The sequence below is a fragment of the Yersinia enterocolitica genome (assembly GCA_002082245.2).
GTDB classification, from domain to species: Bacteria; Pseudomonadota; Gammaproteobacteria; order Enterobacterales; family Enterobacteriaceae; genus Yersinia; species Yersinia enterocolitica_E.
The window spans coordinates 4,137,412-4,160,991 of sequence record NBTC02000002.1 but is presented as its reverse complement, the minus strand read 5'-3'; the positions used below and the strand labels follow the sequence as shown (position 1 = coordinate 4,160,991).

Sequence of the window (23,580 nt, the reverse complement as noted above, 5' to 3'; positions counted from 1 at the left end):
TTGAATTCAGCCAGTATTTAATAGAAGTCATGTTTAGGCGTAGAGTAAACCTCCCCCCCGCCGATCTTTATTCCCAAAATAGCTGCAACTTTTTTACTAATAAGCTCAATATCAAATGCGGCAGCTGACACGGGGCTGAAATCAATAATTGAACGTTGAGAAGCATTCGCTTCTGGCACACATTCATCCCGATGAATCATTCCTAACAATTTATCGCCCAGACGTTGCTCAAAGAATTGTGAGACATCATGGCTGAGTTGACGACGATTATCACTTTGATTAACAACAAAATAGGTTCCCATTTTGTTATCTAAAGGGGCGCCGATAAGTTTGCCTTTCTCTATTTGAGGTAATAAAGATAAAGATGCCGTGTCTGCCAACATCACCACCAAATGCATATCCGCAATCCCTTGCATCGCTTTTAACGCCGGGCTTGGTCCCGGAGGAAAATCAGCGATAACCACTAATCCAGGATAATTGAGGACTGAATGTAGCCCCCGTTGTAAAAAATGTGGATCAGCCGTTAATTCATGCTCGAAAGCCAGACGTTTCGCTTCATCCACCTCGCCATAAGGCAAGACAAAGGTATTCGTTCCCGCTTTAAGGATAAATTGGCTCCAGTCAGATGCATTACCTGACTCAGAAACATAACCACGTTCATCCGACAAAGGGACACCAAAGTGCAAGCGCAGAGCATTTTGTACATCGAAATCAATAAGTAGAACCTTGCTACCACTACGTGCCAGTGAGTGCGCCAAATTGGCTGCAAAAGTAGTTTTACCGACACCACCTTTCGGTGAACATACACAAACTAACGGCATAAGGCGATGCTCTCTAACAACGTTTGTAAAGGAATATCCCGCGATGACTCGGCAAAAACAACCTGCTCTTTTGGTGGTTCTTTTTGTGAAAAAATGTTTTTAAATTCAGTTTTTTTACCTGATTCCAACGGGCCAGTTGGTGAGGATGAAAATTGTGTCGTAAGTATAGGTTTAGAAACCGCTTGCGGTATAGCAGGTTCGTTTAAATTGACTGGCTGCGGAGCTAGAGTATGGGCAACCGGTGGCGCAGGAAACAGTGATCGCATTGCGGCTGGCCGGTTTGTTACCTCGGTATTTAGCAGAGGATCACTATTTATAGCGTGAGGTTCACTCATCACGTTTAACACATCAGGCTCGGCGAACTCAGTGGCTGAAACAAGCTGAGGTGTCGGCTGTATAGTTCGACCATTTTCTAAAAATGAATCATTGTCTTGTGAAGCCAACTGTTTAATAAGCGGCCATGAAAAAGCATCCGCTTGAACTTCTTTTTCAGAAATTTCTTTATAATCAATATCGTGCATGTCTATTTTATCTTTGAACTGCTTAATATCATCATATTTATTCATAAATAACACACCTATTTTGATACAAAGCTCTGCAAATAAATTTGCATCATGGGTTTATTTTTTAAGGGTCGCCCACTAAAAAACTCCCCTGAATAATCTTGTTGACTCTGGAACTGATGATTGGTATCGGTTTAATACTGACATTAGCATAATGTCAGTATTTATATAGGTTATTAATACATTACGCAGTTCGTAACATCGGTGTTTGCGAGGGGAGAGGGAAAGATATTTGAAATTGTCACTGCCCCGCCATTTTTATGACGGGGATTGAATAACTGGCCCAGAGGGGCTAATTTTACAGGGGCATTTGATATAGCAAATTGATTAACACCAGTACGCCATAAAGTTCACGCAAGTACGACCCAGACAGCGTTCACCAATCAGATAGCGGCGCAAAGCTTTCACTGTTGAGGATTCAGCCGCCACCCAGGCATAGAAACTACTGGCACCTTCGGCTCGCTCCCATAACACATCACCACCCAGACTATTCTCTGCTAATGATTGTGCCGCGACTTGCGCCGCAGCCGGAATTTGTACCCATTGACGTACCGCGTCAACTAACAAGCTGCCATGGGCGGGGTGATGCGGCGTATCACGTGGCAACCAGTAAACCTGCGCAAACGGAAATCGCTTAAGATTGATGCAATCACCCACCAGCGGTACCTCAAAAAAAGCTTGAACATGTGGAGGGTTAGCTTGTAATGCCAGCTGTTCCAAAATAGCCACCGCCGCCGGTAATGCTGTTTCGTCGGCAATCAGTAACGCCTGCATCATCTGCGCTGGCGGGATCCACTCATAACCGCCACTGTCAGATTGATACTCGGCATTCGGCGCAACAACCTGAATAGCATCGCCTGGTTTGGCATGTGTTGCCCAAGCCGATGCTGGGCCGGTCACGCCGTGCAAAACAAATTCCACGTCCATCTCGTTCTGCTCAGCACGCAATGCACGCAGTGTATAAGTGCGCATTATCGGTCGCTGCTCTTTCGGGATAGTCAGGTAATTACGATACCAATCGTCGCCTTTTGATACCTGAGTAATCAGACCGTTGTCTGCGGGCAATAGCAGCTTAATACGCTGATCTGGCGCTTCAAGTTTCATACGATTGACTTCTGGCCCTTCAAATACGCAACGTAACAGTGACGGTGAGATATTTTCTTTTACTTTCAATTTGATATCGAAAACTCGGTAGCTTGATGCGCCGGACATGACAGTTACTCTCCCGCAGAATGTGCTGTGACCCGATGCTGGCACCACAGCCAGCCACTTATCCCGCCCAACAGAACGGCCATCATCAGAGCCGCAGCAATCAACTGCGACTCACCGTAAAATTTTGCTACTAACGGCACCATCAACGCACTCATGCCATAACCCAATGTATGGCTGGTCGCTATCACCCCGGAACCTTTGCCCGTGGATAATTTATCGTTCAGCATCAATTGGTAACCCGGCGTTGCCATCGCCGCACCGAAAGAAGCTAGCGCACACCCCGCATAGAATAATACCAATGGCTGGGTACACATCAATCCTAAACCACCTACCATGAATAACGCTGCCACCAACAGAAGCTGAGAGGGGCTGAAACGTTGGGGGCGTACCACCAAAAACTGAGCCAACAAGGTACAACCTGCGGCCACGCTAAGCAAAATTGCCACATGGTGGCTCACCATGGTGGCTGAATGCCTGAATAATTGGTTTAAATGCGGTGCCAGACCAAGCTGCATCAGGCTGACAACTGCCGCCAGCAGCAGTGCACAGAGTAAATAGGGTAGCATGCTGAAACGTAAATGATTTTGTTGATGTGCAACCGGCGGCAATGGCGGATCATTGTATTGGCAACAGACCACCAACAGTGCGATCAATGGTGCTATTGCCATCAACCACAGCGGTGCCATTGGGTGTATTGAGAGGGCAAGAGCGGCACAAAGTGGGCCAAGAAGACGACCACAACTCAAGCCTGAACTGATGGTAGCTAATGCAGCCATGCGCTGCTCATACACTGCGCGCTGCAAGGCCCAGGTCTGGCAGGCGGGCACCATGCCTGAGACTGTCAGGCCATAGATAATACGTGCCACAATCAGCCCACCCAGCCCGACCATCTCCGGTAACCATCCCGCTGCTAAGCCCCATACCGCCAGCGTCAACAACACAAAACTTAGCAAGTAGCCAGCCAGCGCCATGATGACCACAAATTTACACCCACGAACCTCCGATTGCCGTCCCCACCACGGTGATCCGATCAAAAACAGCATGGATCCGAGGGTAAGTAAACCGGCCCACACCGACAGTGACAGATGTGTTCTGCTAACCAATACCGGTAACATGACCAATAAACCGTTCTGCCCAATCCCCAGCAAGCCGGCACAAAAGGCTAACGGCCAATTAGAAGAAGGTATATGCCCGCTTGAACGTGTTTCAGACTGTGATGAAATTTGCATTAAAAGTGAATTAACCGTTAATAACATAGGGGATTTATGCATATTTAATAGAAAAACTGTATCATAAGTTAATTGATAATGATAAATATTATTGATATAAGAATGATTCTCAATTGAATCAAGAGTGGCATGGAATAATGACTATCCAGTTAGAAACCGCGACAACCGATGTGGCTGCGCAATGTTTCCTCAACGCATTGATGCGTGAAACCCGGGACTGGCAAATCCTTCCGACAGCAAACAATCAACCCTATCCACAGCTCCATATCCCTCTTTCATCGTCACAAGCTATTCGTATTGCTTTACGCCATATATCCCCAACACAACATCATCACTATCTGTTCCCAGCCTATCTATATCAGCAGGACGATGGGGCGGGTACGGCACTTGGCATGGAACAGTTGGTGACCTTGTTGTTGGATAAACCCGCAGTAAAAGGTGACCTGTCAGATGAGGTGGTTACACGTTTCCGCCAGCGGGTTCTGGAAAGTCATGACAACACCCAACAGGCTATCAATATTCGTCTGGATTGGCCGTCACTGCGTGATAAGCCACTCAATTTTGCTCAGGCTGAGCAAGGCTTATTGGTCGGTCATGCCTTCCATCCAGCGCCAAAATCCCATGAACCCTTCAATGAAAAAGAGGCCCATCGCTATCTGCCAGACTTTGCCGCTCGTTTTCCACTACGCTGGTTTGCCGTGGATAAACGCTTTTTGCGCGGTGAGAGTCTCACCCTGACACTGCAACAACGTCTGCAACGTTTTGCCAGCGAGAGTGCACCACAGCTACTGGCACACTTTACCGATGATATTTGGCTGCTGCCGATGCACCCCTGGCAGGCTGATCACCTGTTGTCCCAAGAGTGGTGTCAGCAGTTGGTACAACTGAAAGCACTGCAAGACTTGGGTGAAGCAGGTGAACGCTGGCTGCCGACCAGTTCCTCGCGTTCGCTGTATAGCCCATCAAATCGCGACATGATCAAGTTTTCCCTCAGTGTCCGCCTGACCAACTCGGTACGTACGCTATCGGTAAAAGAAGCTAAACGTGGAATTCGCTTGGCCCGCTTGGCTCAAACCCCGCGCTGGCAAGCACTACAAACGCGCTATCCAACCTTCAGGGTCATGCAGGAGGACGGTTGGGCCGGTTTATGTTCCGCTGATGGCACGGTGCAAGAGGAGAGTCTGATGGTGCTACGCGACAACCTGTTGTTCAGCCAGCCAGATGCTCAAACCAATGTGCTGGTCACCTTAACTCAGGCCGCGCCAGATGGAGGCGACAGTTTGCTGGTTGCCGCAGTGCGCCGTTTGGCGGCGCGTCTAAATCTTCCGTTACGCCAGGCCACCCACTGCTGGCTGGATGCCTATTGCCAACAGGTCTTATTACCACTGTTCAGCACCGAAGCTGATTACGGTTTGGTGCTATTAGCCCATCAGCAAAACATTCTGGTAGAAATGCAACAAGACTTGCCGATCGGTATGTTGTATCGCGACTGTCAGGGCAGCGGCTTTACCCAAGATGCCACACCGTGGCTGGAAGAAATTGGCGAAGCCGGAGCGGAAAACCGCTTCACTGAACAACAACTACTGCGCTATTTCCCCTATTACTTGCTAGTCAACTCCAGTCTGGCAGTAACCGCCGCATTAGCGGCTGCCGGTTTCGACAGCGAAGAGAATCTGATGATGCGGGTGCGCGACGCACTCCATAACCTGCGGGCTACGGCTAAAAATACCCTTTGTTTAGATTACGTACTCGATAGCACGCATTGGAACTGCAAGGGTAATTTCTTCTGTTATCTGCATGACCACAATGAAAATACCATCGTTGATCCGGCAGTTATCTACTTTGATTTCGCAAACCCATTTCGTTTCCCTCACCAAGAGCGCCTGGGAGTTGCCCAATGATGCCACAAGCTAAGTTGATGCACTCCGCAGGCAGTTTTCGCTGTGAACAGTTGGAAAAAAATCTGACCCTCAGCTTAGGGTTGGACGGCAGCGCGGTATTGCACTCACCCGGACCATTGCCACCAGGCTGGCTGGTACCGGCATTGGATCAGTTGTTCGTTGCTGCACCGCAATTAACCGGTATTGCGTTGCCCTATGCAGAGTGGCGGGAAGAGCCGCAAGCACAGGCCGTGTTTGCCTTGAGCTATGGCGACTATCTGGCACGGGATCTATTTTATCAACTACCACTGTGGCTGGGAGCGGAACGCCATCGGGCGACTGATCAGATGCAGTATGACGCCGAGCGAGATATCTGGTTCCCACAACGTGCTGCGCGCCCTAACGGCGAAGTTTATCGCCGTTTCGATCCGCACATTAAACATACCCTGAGCTTCCGCTTACCGGAAATTGATCGCGACACAGAGCAGTTTACCCGCTGGATGAACTCGCCGCGCGTAGATGCTTTTTGGGAAATGAGTGGCCCGCTTGAGGTTCAGGCAGCGTATCTGCAACGTCAGTTGGATTCGCATTATTGCTATCCGCTCTTGGGTTGCTTTGACGATCAACCTTTTGGTTATTTCGAAGTTTATTGGGCAGCAGAAGACCGGATTGGTCGCCATTACCGTTGGCAGCCTTTTGATCGTGGACTACACATGCTGGTAGGTGAAGAGCGCTGGCGAGGAGCGCAATACATCCGCAGTTGGTTACGTGGCCTGACACACTATCTGTATCTGGATGAACCACGCACAACCCGGGTAGTAGCTGAGCCACGCGCCGATAACCAGCGCCTGTTCCGCCACCTGCCTGCCGCGGGCTACCACACCTTGAAAGAGTTTGATTTCCCGCATAAACGCTCGCGGCTGATAGTGAATCAGCGCGCAGATTTCTTCCAAGAGGGTACGGTATGACCACTGACAATTACGCCAACTGGCAGCGCGTTAACCGTCAGATGATCGCCAAGATCCTGGCTGAACTGGAATATGAACGCACCCTGCGTGCCGCGCCAGCAGGCCAGGCATGGATCATCACCTTACCGGGCGCGGTTTATCGCTTTAGTGCCGAACGGGGTATCTGGGGCTGGTTGCATATTGACCCCGCCTCATTGCACTGCGAAGGAGTGCCGCTGACCGCTGACCATATGCTACGCCAACTGGCGCAAGTGTTGCAGATGGACGATGCACAGGTTGCTGAACACCTGGAAGACCTCTATGCCACGCTGCGCTCAGACATGCAGTTACTCTCTGCCCGTCAGGGCATGAGTGCCGAAGATCTGATTGCCCTTGATGCTGATGCACTACAATGTCTGCTGGCTGGCCACCCAAAATTTATCTTCAACAAAGGCCGCCGTGGCTGGGGTCTAACCGCCCTGCATCACTACGCGCCAGAATATCAAGGGCAGTTCCGCCTGCATTGGGTCGCCGCCAAACGTGGCAGTTTTGTCTGGTGCGCGGATGCACAATTCCCGTTGGACAGGCTGCTCGACAGTGCGATGGATAGCTCGGAACGCCAGCGATTTGAGCGCCACTGGCAGCAGCTCGCGTTGAATGACGACTGGGTACCGGTGCCCTTACACCCATGGCAGTGGCAGCAAAAAATCGCCCTGCACTTCCTGCCACAATTAGCCGAAGGTGAATTGATCGAACTGGGTGAGTTTGGTGACCACTATCTGGCGCAACAATCATTACGTACCTTAACGAATGTCAGTCGCTGCGTACCATTTGATATCAAATTGCCACTGACCATCTACAACACCTCTTGTTATCGCGGCATCCCCGGTAAATATATCAGCGCAGGTCCTGCGGCTTCGCATTGGTTACAGCAAGTCTTTGCACAAGACCCTACGCTACGAGCAAGCGGTGCTGAGATCCTCGGAGAACCCGCTGCCGGTTATATGATGCACCAGACCTATGCCACCTTGAGTAAAGCGCCCTATCGCTATCAGGAAATGCTTGGCGTGATTTGGCGAGAAAATCCGTCCTGCTATTTACAACCGGGCGAACAGGCAATTTTGATGGCCACACTGATGGAAACCGATAATCAGGGGCATCCGTTGATTGCCGCCTATATTGCACGTTCGGGGCTGAGTGCCGAAGCCTGGTTAGCACAGATGTTTCGGGTGGTCGTGGTGCCAATGTACCACCTGATGTGTTGTTACGGTGTGGCACTGATCGCCCACGGCCAAAACATCACTTTGGTGATGAAAGACCACATTCCACAACGTGTGCTATTGAAAGACTTCCAGGGCGATATGCGCCTGGTTGATAAAGAGTTCCCGCAAGCGGCCTCACTGCCCAGTGTCGTGAAAGCCGTCACCGCACGCTTATCTGCCGACTACCTGATACATGACCTACAGACCGGGCATTTCGTCACCGTGCTGAGATTTATCTCACCACTGATGCATGTGTGTGGCATCAATGAACACCAATTCTATCAACTGCTGGCACAGGTACTGCAGCGCTACATGGCACAGCATCCAGACATGGTAGAGCGTTTCTCCCTATTTGATTTGTTTAAACCACAAATTATTCGTGTAGTCCTCAACCCGGTGAAACTCACCTATTCAGAGCAGGATGGTGGCAGTCGAATGTTGCCAAATTACTTGCAGGATCTGGATAACCCTCTTTATTTGGTCACCAAGGAGCTAGCCCAATGAATCAAACTTTAGATTTCATCGGCATTGGCATAGGCCCATTTAACCTCAGTATTGCCGCCCTCGGCAGCGAAGTTTCCGGCTTTAACAGCAAATTCTTTGAGCGTAAATCGCACTTTACCTGGCATCCCGGCATGATGGTGCCTGATTGCCACATGCAGACCAGCTTTTTGAAAGATTTGGTCAGTGCGGTGTCGCCAACCAATCCCTATAGCTTCCTTAACTACTTAGTCCAAAGGAAGAAATTCTACCGATTCCTGACGACTGAACACCGAACGGTTTCACGGGAAGAGTTTGCAGACTACCTCAGTTGGGCTGCCCATGGGTTGAGTTCGCTAGAGTTCAGCCAGGATATTCAGAGTGTGGATTTTGACGACCAGCAGCGCCATTTTGTCGTGACCACAACACGCAATGTCTACCATGCACGCCATGTTTGTCTGGGGATCGGCAAACGTATCAAGTTGCCGGAATGTGTCGGCGAGCAAAACGATCGCTGTTTCCATGCCAGTGAAATGGCACTGCGCAATCCCGATCTGGCTGGTAAACGTGTCACCATCGTCGGTGGTGGTCAGAGTGGAGCTGACCTGTTCCTCAACATCTTCCGCGCAGAGTGGGGCCAACCGAAACAGTTAGATTGGATTTCACGCCGGAATAATTACAACGCACTGGATGAAGCCGCTTTTGCCAATGAGTACTTCACCCCGGAATACGTTGACGGTTTCTATACTCTGAACGACAACGCCAAGCAACATATGCTGGCTGAACAGAAGATGACGTCTGACGGCATTACCAGTGAGTCGCTACTGGCTATTTACCGTGCTATGTACCATCAGTTTGAGGTGTTACGTGAAAAGCCTTGGGCGCGCCTGCTCCCTAGCCGCTCACTGACAGCGATGCATCCGCAAGGTAACGGTTACCAATTAGTCACCCATCACCATCTCGATCAGGGCAAAGAAACCTTTGACAGCGACGTGACTATCTTCGCGACCGGTTATCAACAGGAACGTCCGGCATTCCTTAAACCACTGGCCAGCCGCCTGATGACCACTGCCGATTATCAATACCGCGTGGCTCCCGACTTCACCCTCGATTGGCGCGGCCCACACGATAACTGCTTATTTGCAGTCAACGCCGGTATGCATAGCCACGGCATTGCAGAACCGCAGCTCAGCCTGATGGCTTGGCGATCGGCGCGTATTCTCAACCGGGTTTTAGGTCGTGAACAGTTCGATTTAACATCCACCCCGGCGGTGATCCAATGGCGCAGCCAGCCGCCGGCCGTTATTCCCCGCACAGATCCCCTCGTCCTTGAAACCGCAGGGGGGTTAGCTGCACGTGCGCGCGCAAATCACTTACTTGAGTAAGCTCATCGGGATGTGTTTGCAGGCTGCCTACCTGCAACTCCAATGAGTTTGGGTTTAAAACAATCGTTAAACCAACTTTAATTTTTAACATAACCTCCAATATGGGAAAAAGAGAATAACAATGAAACGCAGACACCTCTGGGTATTAAATCCGTGCCTGTTAGCTATGCTCGCGCCCGCAGCATGGGCAGAAGATCAAATGGTGGTTTCTGCCAGCCGCTCACACCGCAGCGTGGCCGAAATGGCACAAACCACCTGGGTGATTGAAGGTCAGGAACTCGAACAACAAGTTCAAGCTGGCAAGGAAATCAAAGATATTTTGGCGCAATTGATTCCTGGCATGGATGTTAGCAGTCAGGGCCGGACCAACTACGGCATGAATATGCGTGGCCGCTCAATGATGGTGATGATCGATGGCGTGCGCCTGAACTCTTCACGCAGCGACAGCCGTCAGCTTGACTCCATAGATCCGTTTAATATTGGGCATATAGAAGTTATCTCCGGTGCCACTTCGCTTTACGGTGGGGGTAGCACTGGTGGCTTGATCAATATTGTGACCAAAAAAGGTCAGGCAGAAAAACAGGTCGAACTACAAGTTGGCGGCAAAACCGGTTTTAACAGCCATAACGATCACGATGAGAATATCGGGGCTGCGGTGAGCGGCGGGAATGAGCAAGCATTCGGTCGTTTTTCTGTTTCCTATCAACGTTATGGCGGCTGGTATGACGGTAAAGGCGATGAGGTGTTGATCGATAATACCCAGACCGGCCTGCAATATTCCGGTCGCCTTGATGTGATGGGCACAGGTACCTTCAACATTGATGACCATCAGCAATTGCAGTTAACCACCCAGTATTTCAACAGCGAATCCGATGGCAAACACGGATTATATCTGGGGGAAAACTTCTCGGCAGTGACGGGTACCGGCCAGGCATCTAACAGCGGCAATCTGAACTCAGATCGTATTCCGGGCACTGAGCGCCATCTCATCAACCTGCAATACTCCAATACCGACTTCTGGGGTCAGGATTTGGTGGCACAGGTGTTTTACCGTGATGAATCATTGACCTTTTATCCGTTCCCAACCCTGAACAAAACAGGTACTGCGGTAACCAGTATTGGTGCATCACAGCAGAAAACCGACTTTTACGGCGGTAAACTGACGCTAAACAGTAAACCCATCGACAGCCTCACGCTGACTTATGGTGTCGACGCGGAGCATGAAAGCTTCAACGCCAACCAGCAGTTCTTCAATCTGGCACTGGCACAGCAGTCTGGCGGGATGACCTTACAAAATGCCTACAATGTTGGCCGTTACCCAAGTTACACCACCACCAATCTCGCGCCGTTCCTGCAAACCAGCTATGACATCAACCCCATCTTTACCCTGAGTGGTGGCGTGCGTTATCAATACACCGAGAACAAGGTCGATGATTTCGTCGGCTATGCGCAACAACAAGCTATTGCTAACGGCAGCGCGACCTCCGCAGATGCAGTGCCAGGCGGGAAAACGGATTACAACAACGTCCTGTTCAATGCCGGTTTGCTGGCGCATCTGGCACAAAACCAGCAGACGTGGTTCAACTTCTCTCAAGGGTTTGAGATCCCCGATCTGGCGAAATATTACGGCTCCGGGACCTATCAGTTGGTCAACGGCCACTACCAACTGCAAAAAAGCGTCAACGTAAATGACTCCAAGCTGGAGGGTATTAAGGTTAATGCTTATGAATTGGGCTGGCGCTATACGGGTGATAACCTGCGCACTCAAATCGCCGGTTACTACTCACTGTCTGACCAAACTATTGCCATCAACAAAACAGACATGACCATCAGTGTGTTGCCGGACAAACGCCGGATCTACGGGGTTGAAGGCGCAGCGGATTATTTCTTCGAAGACAGCGAATGGAGTACCGGAGCAACATTTAACCTGATTAAATCTGAGACCAAAACTGACGGCAAGTGGCAGAAACTCACTGTTGATACCGCCAGTCCGTCAAAAGCCACCGCTTATGTTGGTTGGGCTCCGGGTGATTGGAACCTGCGGGTACAATCCCAGCAGACCTTCGATGTGTCAGACAGTAAAGGCCGTAAACTTGATGGTTATAACACGATTGATTTCCTGAGCAGCTACACCTTGCCAGTGGGTAAAATCAGCTTCAGCATCGAAAACCTGCTGGATAAAGAGTACACCACCGTTTGGGGCCAGCGCGCACCAATTCTGTATAGCCCCACCTACGGAGCACCTGATCTCTATACCTATAAAGGACGTGGCCGTACCTTTGGTGTGAACTACTCTGTGTTGTTCTAATCACGGGATAAAAACGGGCGTAAATATATAGTTACGCCCGTTTTTCACCTTAACGATAATAGACCGCGATATGCTGATCTTGTACTTTTTCGATACGGATTTTTATATCGAAAATCTCTTCAAGAATATCGGGCTGCATAATCTCTGCGGGTGCCCCTCGATAAATAACCTCACCATTCTTCATCGCAATAATGTGGTCAGAATACGCAGAAGCAAAATTGATATCGTGGATAACGAGAATAATGGTTTTGTGCAATTCATCTGCGGCACGCCGCAATTGTTTCATCATCGCAACGCAATGTTTCATATCTAAATTATTTAATGGCTCATCCAGCAGGATATATTTTGTATCCTGACAAAGCACCATTGCTACATAGGCGCGTTGCCGTTGCCCCCCCGAAAGCTCATCAAGATAGCGATCCTTCAGCGGCACCAGATTAAGAAACTCCATCGCAGCATCAATATACTGACGGTCATTTTCGTTGAGCCGCCCTTTTGAATAGGGATAGCGCCCGAAGCCAACCAAATCTGCTACAGTCAGGCGGCTGGTGAAGTGATTTTCCTGACGTAAGACTGACAAAATAGTCGCCAGTTTATCGCCAGAGGTTTTCGCCACATCCAAGCCATTAAACAGCACACTACCAATATCAGGCGCCAGCAATCGGCTCATAATCGACAATAACGTAGATTTGCCAGCACCGTTTGGTCCAATGATTGAAGTAACACCACCAGAAGGAATGCTCTCATTTATATTATTGAGAACCGCTGTATCCTGGTATTTTTTATTAATGTCATTAATTTCAATCATACCGGAGCCTTTTTTATTAAAAGATAAATAAACAGCGCACCACCGACAAACTCAATAACCACCGATAATGTCCCAGACATATTCAGTAAGCGCTCCAAAATCAATTGCCCACCAACCAATGTAATGGTTCCCAGCAGAAAAACACCGGGTAGCAAATATTGATGGCGGAATGAACCAACAATTGGATAAGCCAAATTAGCGATAAGCAAACCTAAAAATGTCAGCGGCCCCACCAGTGCTGTAGAGATGGCGACCAACAGCGAGACCAGCAGCAAAATAGTGGTTATCTTTTTCTGATAGGCAACGCCGAGATTAATTGCGGTATTTCGACCAAGGGCGATAATATCGAGACAATGGCGCATGCGCCAAACAATAAGGCCCACAATTACAACTATCCCCGTAGAAACGGCAATAATCTCTGCTGGCGCTCGGGTAAAGGTGGCAAACACCCTCCCCTGCAATATGGCAAACTCCCCCGGCGAAAGAAGACGTTGCATCAGGCTCGATAGACTGCGGAACAACGTGCCACAAACCAAGCCAACCAGCAGCACCTTATGCAGATTGATCCCCACACCGGTCAGTAACCAACGGTAAAGAAACACCGAGAACAATAACAGCAGTGCCGACTCACAGAGAAATTTCCCCGTAATACCTAGCACTCTGAAACCATTGGCATCAACAAAAAACACCAACATGGTCTGGATGAGAATAAACAGTGCTTCTAATCCCATCACTGATGGCGTCAAAATACGGTTATTGGTTACTGTTTGGAATAAGACAGTAGCAACTCCCGCAGCAAAGGCCACCAACAGCATGGTGGCTAGAATAAGACCGCGATGCACCAGAATATACTGGATGTTGCTTCCCAGATTAATTGTCATGAAGATGACAATCGCAGCGACTGCAATAATGCTCAACAGTAACAACCGCTTTGCCGGTATGCTTAATGCCCGATTTGCGCCCTGAAGCCAATTCCCTTTTGATGAATACTCATTAACCTGCATGGCGTTTTGTCCTAACAATTAATAATAGGAAAACCAGTGCACCAATCGCGCCCAGAATAACGCTGGCAGGGATTTCAAATGGGTAGCTAATTAATCGACCAATAATATCGCATAACACGACCAGACCACCGCCACAAAGACTCACCCAAGGTATGGTTCGGCGCAGGTTATCTCCCATCGCCATACTGACAATATTGGGTACAATCAAACCGAGAAAAGGAAGCACGCCAATCACGACCACAACCACGCCGCTGATGATGGCTATAATAGACATTCCCGTCAGCATAACGCGTTGATAATTTAGCCCAACATTGACCGAGAAATCCCGCCCCATGCCTGCCACGGTAAAACGATCAGCGATTAGGCAGGCAATCAGCGTTAAGGCTCCCACTATCCACAACAACTCATAGCGACCCTGCAAGACACCCGAGAAATCACCAGACTCCCAACTGCCCAACGATTGCAGGAGATCAAACTCCATCGCCACAAAGGTTGTTACTGCACTAAATACCGCCCCCAGCATAATGCCGGTCAGCGGCACCATCAGCGCTGATTTCATCCGCATTCGCGCCAACAACATCATAAAAAGTGCCGTCCCCCCCATCGCGAATACCGTAGCCACCAACATTTTCACCATCACCGGAGCTGATGGACTGAAAACCATGACCAACAATAAACCAAGGCTGGCGGACTGGGTCGTACCCGCAATAGAAGGTTCGACAAAACGGTTCTGCGTCAGCATCTGCATGATGAGGCCAGCAACACTCATGGCGCTGCCAGCAAGGACTAATGCCAACGTTCGTGGCACCCGGCTAAGTATAAAGATGTCGCGCATATCGGGATCCGACCAGACATCGGCAAAAGTGACATGGCCGGCACCGATAAACAGGCTACAGATCATCAGGCCCAGTAAAATAACCAGGCCAACTAGAAAGCTAAGATTCTTCATCAGTGAGAATTACTGCGCTGGCGCTGATTTATCCAACACAGCACTGACCTTATCCATCAGTTTTGTATAACTCTGTACGCCACCGGCAATATAGAGCGAGGAAGAGTCGAGATAGATAACCTGATCATTCTGCCATGCTTTGGTTTTATGGATCAGTGGGTTATCAAGAATCTGTTGTGCCGATTGGCCTTCAGTACGCCCAATGGCATTGTCTCTATCCAGTACAAACAACCACTCAGGATTAGCATTGAGAATGAATTCAGAGGTCACTACATTCCCATGACTACCCGTTTGTTCGAAAGTGGCCGCAGGGGTGAAACCTAACTCATCAAACACAAAACCGAAACGGGAACCCGGCGTGTAGGCCGACATTTTCCCGCCGCTGACCATCACTACCATGGCTGATCCGGCATTAGCTGATTTTTGCTTTATCTCGTTTATCTGAGATGAGAATTTGCCCAGCAGTGCCTTCGCTTCTTCTTCTTTACCAAAGATAGAGGCCAGTTGCTCAGTACGCTGAGTCAGACTCTGGGTAAAGTGCTTGGTATCGACATCAAGTGCGATAGTCGGTGCGATAGCGCTAAGTTTGTCATAAGCATCATGAGCACGGCCACCGGCAATGATCAGGTCAGGTTTAGCCTGACTTAACGCCTCGTAATCGGGTTCGAATAATGTGCCAGCATTCAGGTATTCAGTGCCGCTGTATTTGGATAAAAATGCGGGTAGATGAGTACTGGTTTGCGGGACACCTGCCACCTTAATGTTCAGGGCATCGGCAGTATCGAGCACGGATGGGTTCAGTATGATGACTTTTTGCGGGTTTAGTGGAACCTGAGTAGTTCCTTGCGCATGTTCAATACTGATTTTGGCTGATTCTTCTGGCGCGGCAGATGAATCATCACACCCTGTCATCGCAACAGTTGCGGCCAGTAATGACGAAAATAAAGCTAGACGTAATTGCATTTTCTCTCCTGAAAAGTGGGGATGTAAATATCCTTGAGTGCTAACGCTAATGATTTGCATTACTAATGTCGGAATGATACCCATCTATGCATACGATGAACAGGTTCCGTCATCAAGCTTCTGATAAATTGACAGGATTAATAGATCGCTTAGATACATTTGGCAGAATTAATACACAGAAGAAAAAATCGTAAGATATTGTATTTACTTAATATAGTTACCAAATTAAATATGTTTATCATGACCTGATTATATTATGGAGAAATTATGAATTTTCTACGCCAATGCCACCAGTTCTCTTGCCCAAGGTAGATAGAGCTGCTCATCCGCCTATTCTTATCAGCACTAAAAATGGGCGAATGTCAGGCTTATAGGTCTATATTCAACGCGCAACAGCCTCTATTATCGATACGTAACTGCCGGTATTTATGATGCAGTTTAGTTTCAGATCGGCTCCGGCGAGTATCACTTTCAGCTCAGCTTCGGGGCGTTCTCTCCCACCGTCAAAGCTCCCCATCAAGAGCAGATCCATATTTTTCCCGAAGTGAGGGATATTACCTTCAGGAATAATGGTATCCATAATGAGGACTTTTCCATTAGGAAGCATGGCCTTACGACAATTATGGAGTATTAGTGTTGTCTTTTCATCCGGCCAGTCATGAGTGATATATTTTAATAAGTAAAAATCTGCCGGAGGACATGATTCGAAGAAACTGCCAGGCTGGAGCCTCCATCTTGAGTCATCCCCCAGTTCACCAAGACGATGTCTTTCCAGCACCGGAGCTTGATCGAACAAAATACCGTGCAGTGTCGTATTAGCCTGTAATACTTTTAGCAGCAATCCGCCTAACCCTCCCGCAATATCAACAACGGTGGCATGGTCTGGGAAATGATAGCTACGTACCAGAGCCAGGTTTTCCACCGCCGACATCCCGGTGTGAAAATCATATTCAGGAGAGCGAGTCTGTGGTTGCGACCAGTATTCGAAAAACGACACACCATACAGTTGTTTAAAAGCAGAGTGGCCGCAAACGCTTTCAACGATATTCCCCTGCGGGCCCCAAAATGTCTCATCGGTTAACATCAGTACAGCAGAACGAAGCGAATGCGAGGTCGCTGCACACAAAAACTTAGCCGCTGCCCGCAGTGATGAGTTGAAAAAGATGGAAAAGCTGACAGAGGTAATCATTATAGATTAAAATTTTTTCTCTATTTATCGCGTAAAAACTAATGTTCACATGCGATTATCTGGCAGATTGAGTCATCTCACCCAATAATAATCTCTGTAGGAATATGATGGCAAAGATTGTTATGGTGATGTTTATAAATGGTTATCTTATGTTTCGCTTAGTATACTTATTGGCATGTTATTCATAATTCTGGTGTGAGCAATATGTCGACTTATGCTGTGCGTAGTGTCATTTGGGTTGGGATATACCTTTTTTTTATTCTGGCCCCTCTGTTGGCATTATTAACCGGTACATTACCCCCAGCTCGAGATTTCTGGACGGAGTTTTCGATTGCCCTTGGTTATGCCGGATTGGCAATAATGGGGCTACAATTTGGTCTGACTGCCCGTTTTCGTTATGTCACCGAACCTTGGGGTGAGGATATTATCTATCACTTCCACCGCCGAATCTCTTTGATTGCAGTCGGGCTGGTTATCGCACATCCCTTAATCCTGTTTGTTGTTCGTCCAGAGTTATTGGCACTACTAAACTCCTTCGACGCGCCGTGGCGAGCCCGTTTTGCCGCCCTATCAACCTATGCATTAATTGCTTTGGTTATTACCGCATTGTGGCGAGTTCAACTAAAAATACGCTATGAAATCTGGCATTTATCTCACATTATTCTGGCCGTAGTGGCGGTTGTTGCCGGGGTCATGCATATGGTCGGCTGGGGGTTTTACCTCGACGACCCATTAAAAAGAGCACTTTGGGTTGGCCTGATTCTATTTTGGTTTGGTTTGCTACTGTATGTGCGGATAGTCAAACCGCTGTTTATATTGCGACGCCCCTATCGCGTGGTAGCAGTACGGCAGGAACGGGGTGATACCGCCACCTTAGTAATGATGCCCGATGGCCATGACGGTTTTCGTTTCACTCCCGGACAGTTCGGTTGGTTAACCATTTGGGGTAGCCCGTTTAACATTACCGCCCATCCGTTCTCTTTTTCATCCAGCGCACAGGTGAGTGACGGGCGCGTGGAAATGTCGATCCGCAATCTGGGGGATTTTACCTCTAACATACCTAAAGTCCCCATCGGGCAACGGGTCTATTTGGATGGTCCCTATGGAGCATTCACATTAGGAAATCCGGCAGACATGCATGTTCTGGTCGCCGGTGGTGTGGGGATAACGCCAATGATGAGTATGTTGCGAACACTGGCTGATCGCGGTGACCAACGGCCAGCCCTGCTACTTTATGGCAGCAAAGATTGGGAATCGATCACCTTTCGTGAAGAGTTAGAAGCATTAAAATCACGGCTTAATTTGGTCGTGGTTCATGTGTTGTCGAACCCCGCGCCAGACTGGACAGGGGAAAAAGGATTCATTGATGCCGAGGTGTTCAAACGGCACTTGCCCCCTCCCTATGCCAGTCACGAGTATTTTATATGTGGCCCCAATGTCATGATGGATGCTATCGAGTCTGCACTGAATGAAATCGGTGTTCCTATGTCGAAGTATCATTCAGAACGCTACAGTTTTGCCTGAGGAGTTTACCGATGCGACGTCTATTTGCTGAACGTTTAGTGATTGCCACGGCTGTGGTTGTGATTATGGTGGCGCTGCTATTTGCCTGGCTGCGGGTGGCTGGGTAACAGCATAAAAGCGGTCAAGAGAGCGCACGCCACCAGATGGCAAACCGCACCTTGGCCGCACTGTATTGTTACCAAAACCCACAACTGACGTCATTGGCAGCAAAAATTGCTATAATGGGGCATGTTTAGTGTCGATATCGTCTTGCAAGTCCCCTTTATCTGGGGAATGACCTTACATCTACCCCTAACTCACCCGCGTGTAGATGTCGGTCGCCCTGCACCACAAGGTAACCCTGTTAAAACACTGCAACATCCATCAACGGGCCGTTTTATCGTCAAATGGCCGTAACCTCAAACTGTACAGACTTAAATAGGATCTAACTTACACAGAGCCAGGCCCACCCGCCTTTTCAGGTGTGTTCAACCGTCGTTGAGGCAGTTCAACGATATGGGTCTTGCCACAACTGAGATTAACTATGCTGACTCTGCTTCATCTGCTTTCTTCTGTCGCCCTGCTGGTGTGGGGAACACACATTGTTCGCACCGGTATCATGCGTGTTTATGGTGCCGATCTGCGCCGGGTTCTGAGCGCCAGTATTCAGAAAAAACCCACGGCTTTTATCGCCGGTATTGGTGTCACGGCGCTAGTACAGAGCAGTAATGCTACCGCGTTACTGGTTATCTCATTTGTATCGCAGGGGCTTATCTCCTTGTCGCCGGCCTTAGTAATTATGTTAGGGGCAGATGTCGGGACGGCGCTGATGGCGCGGGTGCTGACATTTGATCTCTCCTGGCTCTCACCGTTGCTAATCCTGGGTGGGGTTATTGTTTTCCTCGGTCAGCGCAAAAGTCGGATTGGTCAGATGGGGCGGGTAGGCATCGGTCTCGGGTTGATTATTCTGGCACTGCAACTGATTGTCACTGCCGCCGGGCCGATTACGCAAGCAACCGCCGTGCAAGCCATTTTTTCATCTCTGACCGGTGATACCATTCTGGCATTATTGATTGGCGCACTGTTCGCCATGATCAGTTATTCCAGTCTGGCCGCAGTATTGCTGACCGCCACACTGGCCGCTACCGGTTTAGTTCCACTAAATATCGCTCTCTGTATTGTGATTGGCTCTAATCTGGGCAGTGGTTTGCTGGCACTGATCAGCAGCCGTGGGCAGAATGCCATCTCCCGACAAGTGGTGCTGGGCAGCCTACTGTTTAAAGTGATCGGCTGTATTTTAGTCCTCCCTTGGGTCAATATGTTAGGGCAATGGCTCATTAGCCGTAATTTGCCCGCCGCCGAAGTCGTCATTTACTTCCACGTATTCTATAACCTGCTGCGCTGCTTGTTGATGCTGCCATTTGTTGGAGTGATGACTCGTATCTGTAGCCGATTAGTCAGCGATGACCAAACTACCCTACAACCCTCGGCCCCGCGCTACCTTGATATTACCGCCATCGATACTCCTTCGTTAGCCTTAGCAAACGCAGTGCGGGAAACCCTGCGAATGGGTGATGTGCTGGAGCAGATGCTCGTGCGGTTTAAAGAAGTACTGGAGGGGAATAAACAGCAAAAGCATGAAGTCAGTTTGTTGGAAGATGAAGTCGACATGCTGTATAGCGCCATTAAACTCTATTTAGCGCAAATCCAGCAGGATGAGTTGGGTGAGATTGATTCCCGTCGTTGGGCTGAAATTATTGATACGGCGGTTAATCTGCAACAAGCCGGCGATATTATTGGCCGCATGACTGCTGATGTGGCAGCCAAGTCACTCAATGCTCGTAAGCCATTTTCGGCCGAGGGGTTTGAAGAGTTAAATACCCTGCACACCCGTCTGGTAGCCAATCTGGATTTAGGAATGTCGGTGTTTTTATCCCGCGATATCAATAACGCCAAACGCCTACGTCGTGCCAAGCATCGTTTCCGTTTATTAAATCGCCGCTATTCTCACTCTCACGTTGAACGCCTGCATCAACAAAATGTGCAGAGTATTGAAACCAGCAGTCTGCACATGGGGCTATTAGGTGATATGAAACGTTTGAATTCACTGTTCTGCTCAACCGCATACCATGTGTTAGAAGTGCAGGAAGAGGCATTAGATTAAGGTAATAGCGGAGTTTACATTGAGGAAGGGGGCTATATACCCCCTCCCCTGATAAGCTATTTAGCGGCAAACAAGCAGATAGTTCGGGTTAACTCATACGATTTTACAAAGGAGCTAATTGGCAAAAATTCAAACGGTGAATGGAAGTTATGGGCTCCGGTGAAATAGTTTGGTGTCAATAACCCCTGAGTCGATAACGCTGCACCATCGGTGCCGCCACGCATTGGGATCACCTTAGGTTCAATATCCAACGCGGCCATGGCAGAGAAAATCAAATCAATCGCCTGGGTATCTTCACCTATCGAGTTGCTGATATTGCTGTAAACGTCGGTGACTGAATGGCTGATTTTCGCTCGTGGATACTTCGCTGCAATCTGTGTAACCACCTCACCAATTCGCTGTTTGCGTGCCTCGAATAACGCATTATCAAAATCGCGAATCGCAATCTTCAGTTTGGCGTGATTGGGGTTGGCAACCACATCAGTAAACCAGACATACCCTTCCCGCCCTTCAGTATGTTCCGGTGTTTCCTGTGGGTCGAACTGACTGATAATGTCATAAGCTACGCGGATAGGGTTGATCAGCACATTTTTGGCAGACATAGGATGAGCCGTTACCCCAACAATATCAATTTCGGCTGAGGCGGCGTTAAAGTTCTCAAATACCACCTCCCCCAGTTCGCAACAATCAATCGTGTAGGCGAAATCAACATCAAACCGTGCCAGATCCAACGCTTTGGCACCGCGCAAACCAATCTCCTCATCCGGCACAAATGCCACCACGATATCCCCATGGCAATCATCGGCACTCAGGTTCTCCAACAGCGTCATCACCACCGTGACCGCCGCTTTATTATCCGCCCCCAACACGCTGGTGCCATCACCAAAAATAATTTCTTCATCTTGGTAACGAAGGATTTCCGGGTGCTCTGATGTGCGCAGATAGATACCCTGTTCAGGATTCAGGCAGAGATCACTGCCGGTAAAGCGCAACCGCTGCGGGTGGATATCAGGCGATAAACCAACATCAACGGTATCAATGTGCGTAATGAAACCAATTCGTGGTGCGGCGGGTTGGTTGCCGGGTTTACGGGCAGTTACCGTCGCATAGGCATCAATGACGATATCTTCCAATCCTAACTGGCGCAGTTCTTCTGCTAACATTTGCGCCATCTTATGCTGCCCGACCGTGCTGGGTAGCGTCATTGACGCGCCATCACTCTGGCTGCTCACCGCCAGATAACGGAAGAAGCGTTGGGTCAGTTGTTCTGAGAGTGCCATTGTCATTTCTTATTCCTTATAGACTTAATTCATATCATCAGCATTGCAGGTAAACAGGGGATTAACTGCCAGCCGGATAGGTATACCCACTCTGGAATCCTAGCGGGATACCCAACCCCCAGAACAGATATAGCATCAGGGTTAATACAATGGTCAGCCCAAGAGTATAAGGCAACATCATGGCACAAAGCGTCCCAACCCCGGTTTTAGAGCAATACTGACGGCAATACATAATGATCAACGGATAGAAGGCAAACATCGGTGTCGAGATATTCACCGTTGAGCTAACACGGAAACTGGCCTGGGTCAGTTCAGGGGAGATACCAACTGCCATCAACATCGGGACTAATACCGGTGCCAGAATCGACCATTTGGATGAAGCCGATGTGATAATAATATCTAAGGCGCAAGACAGCAGAATCACCCCAAGAATAGTGAAACCGGCTGGCATTGCCAGGGTGCGCAGGAAATCCGCCCCAGAGATTGCCAACAACGTGCCGATATTGGAATGGCTGAATGAATAAAGAAACTGGGCGCAGAAGAAGCTGAACACTAAAAACGAAACCAATGAACGGGTAATATTTTCCATGCTGCTGGTAACGTCTTTGGTGCTTTTGAAGGTACCGGCACTAAAGCCATAAATCAGCCCGGGAATGGCAAACATAAAGAACAACAAGGGTACTATCGCCTGCATAATCGGTGCATCAGGGCGGGTCAGGCTGCCCTCGGGCGAGCGCAATAAGGAATTTTCCGGGTAAAGCGCAGCCGCCAGGCCAATCAGCATCAACAACATGGTCAACCCGGCTTTTTTAAACGCTTTACTCTCTTGAGCTGTCACTTTTTGCAGTTCATCACTGTTGTGGAGCACGCTGAGATCGTCATTTAATGGCATCGACTTAACCAGACGTGGCTCAACAATTTTCTCGGTAATAAACCAACACACCAAAATCACCGCAAAGGTACTGCCAAAGCTCAGGAAATAGTTACACAACACATTGACGTTATAACTCGGGTCAATTATATGTGCCGCACCTTGGGTGAAGCCCTGCATGATCGGATCGATAATCGATGGCGTGTAACTGGCAGAAAATCCGCCGGCCAAACCCGCGAAAGCGGCGGCGATGCCCGCCAACGGATGGCGACCACTGGCATAGAACATCATGGCAGACACTGGCATCAAAATAACATACGCCGAGTCAGATGCGACGTGACTCACCACCCCGATAAATATTACTGCGGGTGTCAAAATTCGTTGTGGCGTGACGTTAAGCATCTTTTTCAGCATCACCTGAATAAAGCCACTGCCCTCAGCAACCCCGATCCCTAACGTTGCCACAATAGTGATAGCCAGTGGTGGGAAGTTGATAAAATTTTTGACCATAGTGGTAATAAAGGTCACCAACTCAACGGGTGCCAACATATTAGTCACTTTAATCTGATCACCCGTCAGAGGGTGGTAATAGTCGAAATTGATAAATGACAATGCAAAGGAGAGCGCCCAGCACACACCCAATGCATAAATAAATAACATAGTGATATCTGGCATCGCATTACCGATACGCTCGATGGTATTCAGTATTCCGGTCTGCCGGTTTTCCTGCGGTTCTATAGCTGACATATCCTGTCCTTTCCC

17 protein-coding genes and 1 pseudogene are annotated in these 23,580 nt (G+C 48.9%); 7 read left to right on the top strand and 11 right to left on the bottom strand.

Features of this window, described 5'->3' with window-relative positions:
* Positions 1-17 precede the first annotated feature (17 nt).
* The 4 genes from yhjQ to A6J66_020405 form a co-directional block, all read right to left on the bottom strand.
* The gene (yhjQ, locus tag A6J66_020420) at positions 18-821 is read right to left on the bottom strand and encodes a cellulose synthase operon protein YhjQ (GenBank protein ID PNM26318.1); all 804 of its coding nucleotides are present in this window, start codon (positions 819-821) and stop codon (positions 18-20) included.
* Positions 812-1,387, bottom strand: coding sequence for a cellulose biosynthesis protein BcsO (locus A6J66_020415; protein PNM26317.1), 576 nt, complete (start codon positions 1,385-1,387; stop codon positions 812-814). The genes yhjQ and A6J66_020415 overlap by 10 nt, the downstream gene beginning before the upstream one ends.
* A 324-nt stretch (positions 1,388-1,711) precedes the next feature.
* On the bottom strand, positions 1,712-2,596 hold the full coding sequence (locus A6J66_020410) for a siderophore-interacting protein (GenBank protein PNM26316.1): 885 nt from the start codon (positions 2,594-2,596) through the stop codon (positions 1,712-1,714).
* Positions 2,597-2,601: 5 nt separating this feature from the next.
* Entirely contained in the window at positions 2,602-3,825 is a 1,224-nt protein-coding gene (locus A6J66_020405; protein PNM26315.1) for an MFS transporter, read from the bottom strand.
* 137 nt (positions 3,826-3,962) lie between these two features.
* On the opposite strand from A6J66_020405, the gene A6J66_020400 reads away from it, so the two are divergent.
* The 5 genes from A6J66_020400 to A6J66_020380 all read left to right on the top strand — a co-directional run bounded on the left by A6J66_020400 (position 3,963) and on the right by A6J66_020380 (position 12,087).
* Positions 3,963-5,726 (top strand): aerobactin synthase IucA, encoded by a 1,764-nt coding sequence (locus A6J66_020400; protein ID PNM26314.1) that lies wholly within the window; start codon positions 3,963-3,965, stop codon positions 5,724-5,726.
* Positions 5,723-6,673 carry an N-acetyltransferase gene (locus A6J66_020395; GenBank protein ID PNM26313.1) on the top strand — a complete coding sequence of 317 codons (951 nt, stop codon included), beginning with the start codon at positions 5,723-5,725 and terminating at the stop codon, positions 6,671-6,673. Before A6J66_020400 ends, A6J66_020395 begins: the two co-directional genes overlap by 4 nt.
* Positions 6,670-8,418, top strand: a complete 1,749-nt coding sequence (locus A6J66_020390; GenBank protein ID PNM26312.1) for an IucA/IucC family siderophore biosynthesis protein — start codon at positions 6,670-6,672, stop codon at positions 8,416-8,418. Before A6J66_020395 ends, A6J66_020390 begins: the two co-directional genes overlap by 4 nt.
* Positions 8,415-9,779 carry a lysine 6-monooxygenase gene (locus tag A6J66_020385; protein PNM26311.1) on the top strand — a complete coding sequence of 455 codons (1,365 nt, stop codon included), beginning with the start codon at positions 8,415-8,417 and terminating at the stop codon, positions 9,777-9,779. The genes A6J66_020390 and A6J66_020385 overlap by 4 nt, the downstream gene beginning before the upstream one ends.
* Before the next feature lie 121 nt (positions 9,780-9,900).
* Positions 9,901-12,087: a TonB-dependent siderophore receptor gene (locus A6J66_020380; protein PNM26310.1), complete on the top strand. Its 2,187-nt coding sequence runs from the start codon at positions 9,901-9,903 to the stop codon at positions 12,085-12,087.
* A gap of 49 nt (positions 12,088-12,136) precedes the next feature.
* Here the strand turns inward: A6J66_020380 and A6J66_020375 are convergent, their stop codons facing one another.
* The 5 genes and pseudogenes from A6J66_020375 to A6J66_020355 all read right to left on the bottom strand — a co-directional run bounded on the left by A6J66_020375 (position 12,137) and on the right by A6J66_020355 (position 17,051).
* Positions 12,137-12,895: an iron ABC transporter ATP-binding protein gene (locus A6J66_020375; protein PNM26309.1), complete on the bottom strand. Its 759-nt coding sequence runs from the start codon at positions 12,893-12,895 to the stop codon at positions 12,137-12,139.
* Complete coding sequence (locus A6J66_020370) at positions 12,892-13,899, bottom strand: enterobactin ABC transporter permease (protein PNM26308.1); 1,008 nt, start codon at positions 13,897-13,899, stop codon at positions 12,892-12,894. The genes A6J66_020375 and A6J66_020370 overlap by 4 nt, the downstream gene beginning before the upstream one ends.
* A complete protein-coding gene (locus tag A6J66_020365; protein ID PNM26307.1) occupies positions 13,889-14,848 on the bottom strand; it encodes an iron ABC transporter permease in 960 nt (319 codons plus the stop codon). Before A6J66_020365 ends, A6J66_020370 begins: the two co-directional genes overlap by 11 nt.
* Positions 14,849-14,857: 9 nt before the next feature.
* A complete protein-coding gene (locus A6J66_020360; GenBank protein ID PNM26306.1) occupies positions 14,858-15,811 on the bottom strand; it encodes an iron ABC transporter substrate-binding protein in 954 nt (317 codons plus the stop codon).
* Between the two features lie 382 nt (positions 15,812-16,193).
* Positions 16,194-17,051: pseudogene (locus A6J66_020355) on the bottom strand (methyltransferase).
* A gap of 153 nt (positions 17,052-17,204) precedes the next feature.
* Here A6J66_020355 and A6J66_020350 point away from each other — a divergent pair.
* Both A6J66_020350 and A6J66_020345 read left to right on the top strand, forming a co-directional pair.
* A complete protein-coding gene (locus tag A6J66_020350) occupies positions 17,205-18,524 on the top strand; it encodes an oxidoreductase (protein PNM26305.1) in 1,320 nt (439 codons plus the stop codon).
* Between the two features lie 523 nt (positions 18,525-19,047).
* A complete protein-coding gene (locus A6J66_020345; protein PNM26304.1) occupies positions 19,048-20,667 on the top strand; it encodes a Na/Pi cotransporter family protein in 1,620 nt (539 codons plus the stop codon).
* A gap of 56 nt (positions 20,668-20,723) precedes the next feature.
* On the opposite strand, the gene pepT is transcribed toward A6J66_020345, so the two are convergent.
* Both pepT and A6J66_020335 read right to left on the bottom strand, forming a co-directional pair.
* On the bottom strand, positions 20,724-21,953 hold the full coding sequence (gene pepT / locus A6J66_020340) for a peptidase T (GenBank protein PNM26303.1): 1,230 nt from the start codon (positions 21,951-21,953) through the stop codon (positions 20,724-20,726).
* Between the two features lie 55 nt (positions 21,954-22,008).
* Complete coding sequence (locus A6J66_020335; GenBank protein PNM26302.1) at positions 22,009-23,565, bottom strand: aminobenzoyl-glutamate transporter; 1,557 nt, start codon at positions 23,563-23,565, stop codon at positions 22,009-22,011.
* Positions 23,566-23,580: the final 15 nt, after the last annotated feature.

Bases quoted from the DNA above. Each gene is read 5' to 3' on its own strand.
- yhjQ (PNM26318.1), bottom strand. From the start codon at position 821: ATGCCGTTAGTTTGTGTATGTTCACCGAAAGGTGGTGTCGGTAAAACT.
- pepT (PNM26303.1), bottom strand. From the start codon at position 21,953: ATGACAATGGCACTCTCAGAACAACTGACCCAACGCTTCTTCCGTTAT.
- A6J66_020380 (PNM26310.1), top strand. From the start codon at position 9,901: ATGAAACGCAGACACCTCTGGGTATTAAATCCGTGCCTGTTAGCTATG.
- A6J66_020410 (PNM26316.1), bottom strand. From the start codon at position 2,596: ATGTCCGGCGCATCAAGCTACCGAGTTTTCGATATCAAATTGAAAGTA.
- A6J66_020335 (PNM26302.1), bottom strand. From the start codon at position 23,565: ATGTCAGCTATAGAACCGCAGGAAAACCGGCAGACCGGAATACTGAAT.
- A6J66_020385 (PNM26311.1), top strand. From the start codon at position 8,415: ATGAATCAAACTTTAGATTTCATCGGCATTGGCATAGGCCCATTTAAC.
- A6J66_020375 (PNM26309.1), bottom strand. From the start codon at position 12,895: ATGATTGAAATTAATGACATTAATAAAAAATACCAGGATACAGCGGTT.
- A6J66_020415 (PNM26317.1), bottom strand. From the start codon at position 1,387: ATGAATAAATATGATGATATTAAGCAGTTCAAAGATAAAATAGACATG.
- A6J66_020400 (PNM26314.1), top strand. From the start codon at position 3,963: ATGACTATCCAGTTAGAAACCGCGACAACCGATGTGGCTGCGCAATGT.
- A6J66_020370 (PNM26308.1), bottom strand. From the start codon at position 13,899: ATGCAGGTTAATGAGTATTCATCAAAAGGGAATTGGCTTCAGGGCGCA.
- A6J66_020390 (PNM26312.1), top strand. From the start codon at position 6,670: ATGACCACTGACAATTACGCCAACTGGCAGCGCGTTAACCGTCAGATG.
- A6J66_020345 (PNM26304.1), top strand. From the start codon at position 19,048: ATGCTGACTCTGCTTCATCTGCTTTCTTCTGTCGCCCTGCTGGTGTGG.
- A6J66_020350 (PNM26305.1), top strand. From the start codon at position 17,205: ATGTCGACTTATGCTGTGCGTAGTGTCATTTGGGTTGGGATATACCTT.
- A6J66_020365 (PNM26307.1), bottom strand. From the start codon at position 14,848: ATGAAGAATCTTAGCTTTCTAGTTGGCCTGGTTATTTTACTGGGCCTG.
- A6J66_020360 (PNM26306.1), bottom strand. From the start codon at position 15,811: ATGCAATTACGTCTAGCTTTATTTTCGTCATTACTGGCCGCAACTGTT.
- A6J66_020405 (PNM26315.1), bottom strand. From the start codon at position 3,825: ATGCAAATTTCATCACAGTCTGAAACACGTTCAAGCGGGCATATACCT.
- A6J66_020395 (PNM26313.1), top strand. From the start codon at position 5,723: ATGATGCCACAAGCTAAGTTGATGCACTCCGCAGGCAGTTTTCGCTGT.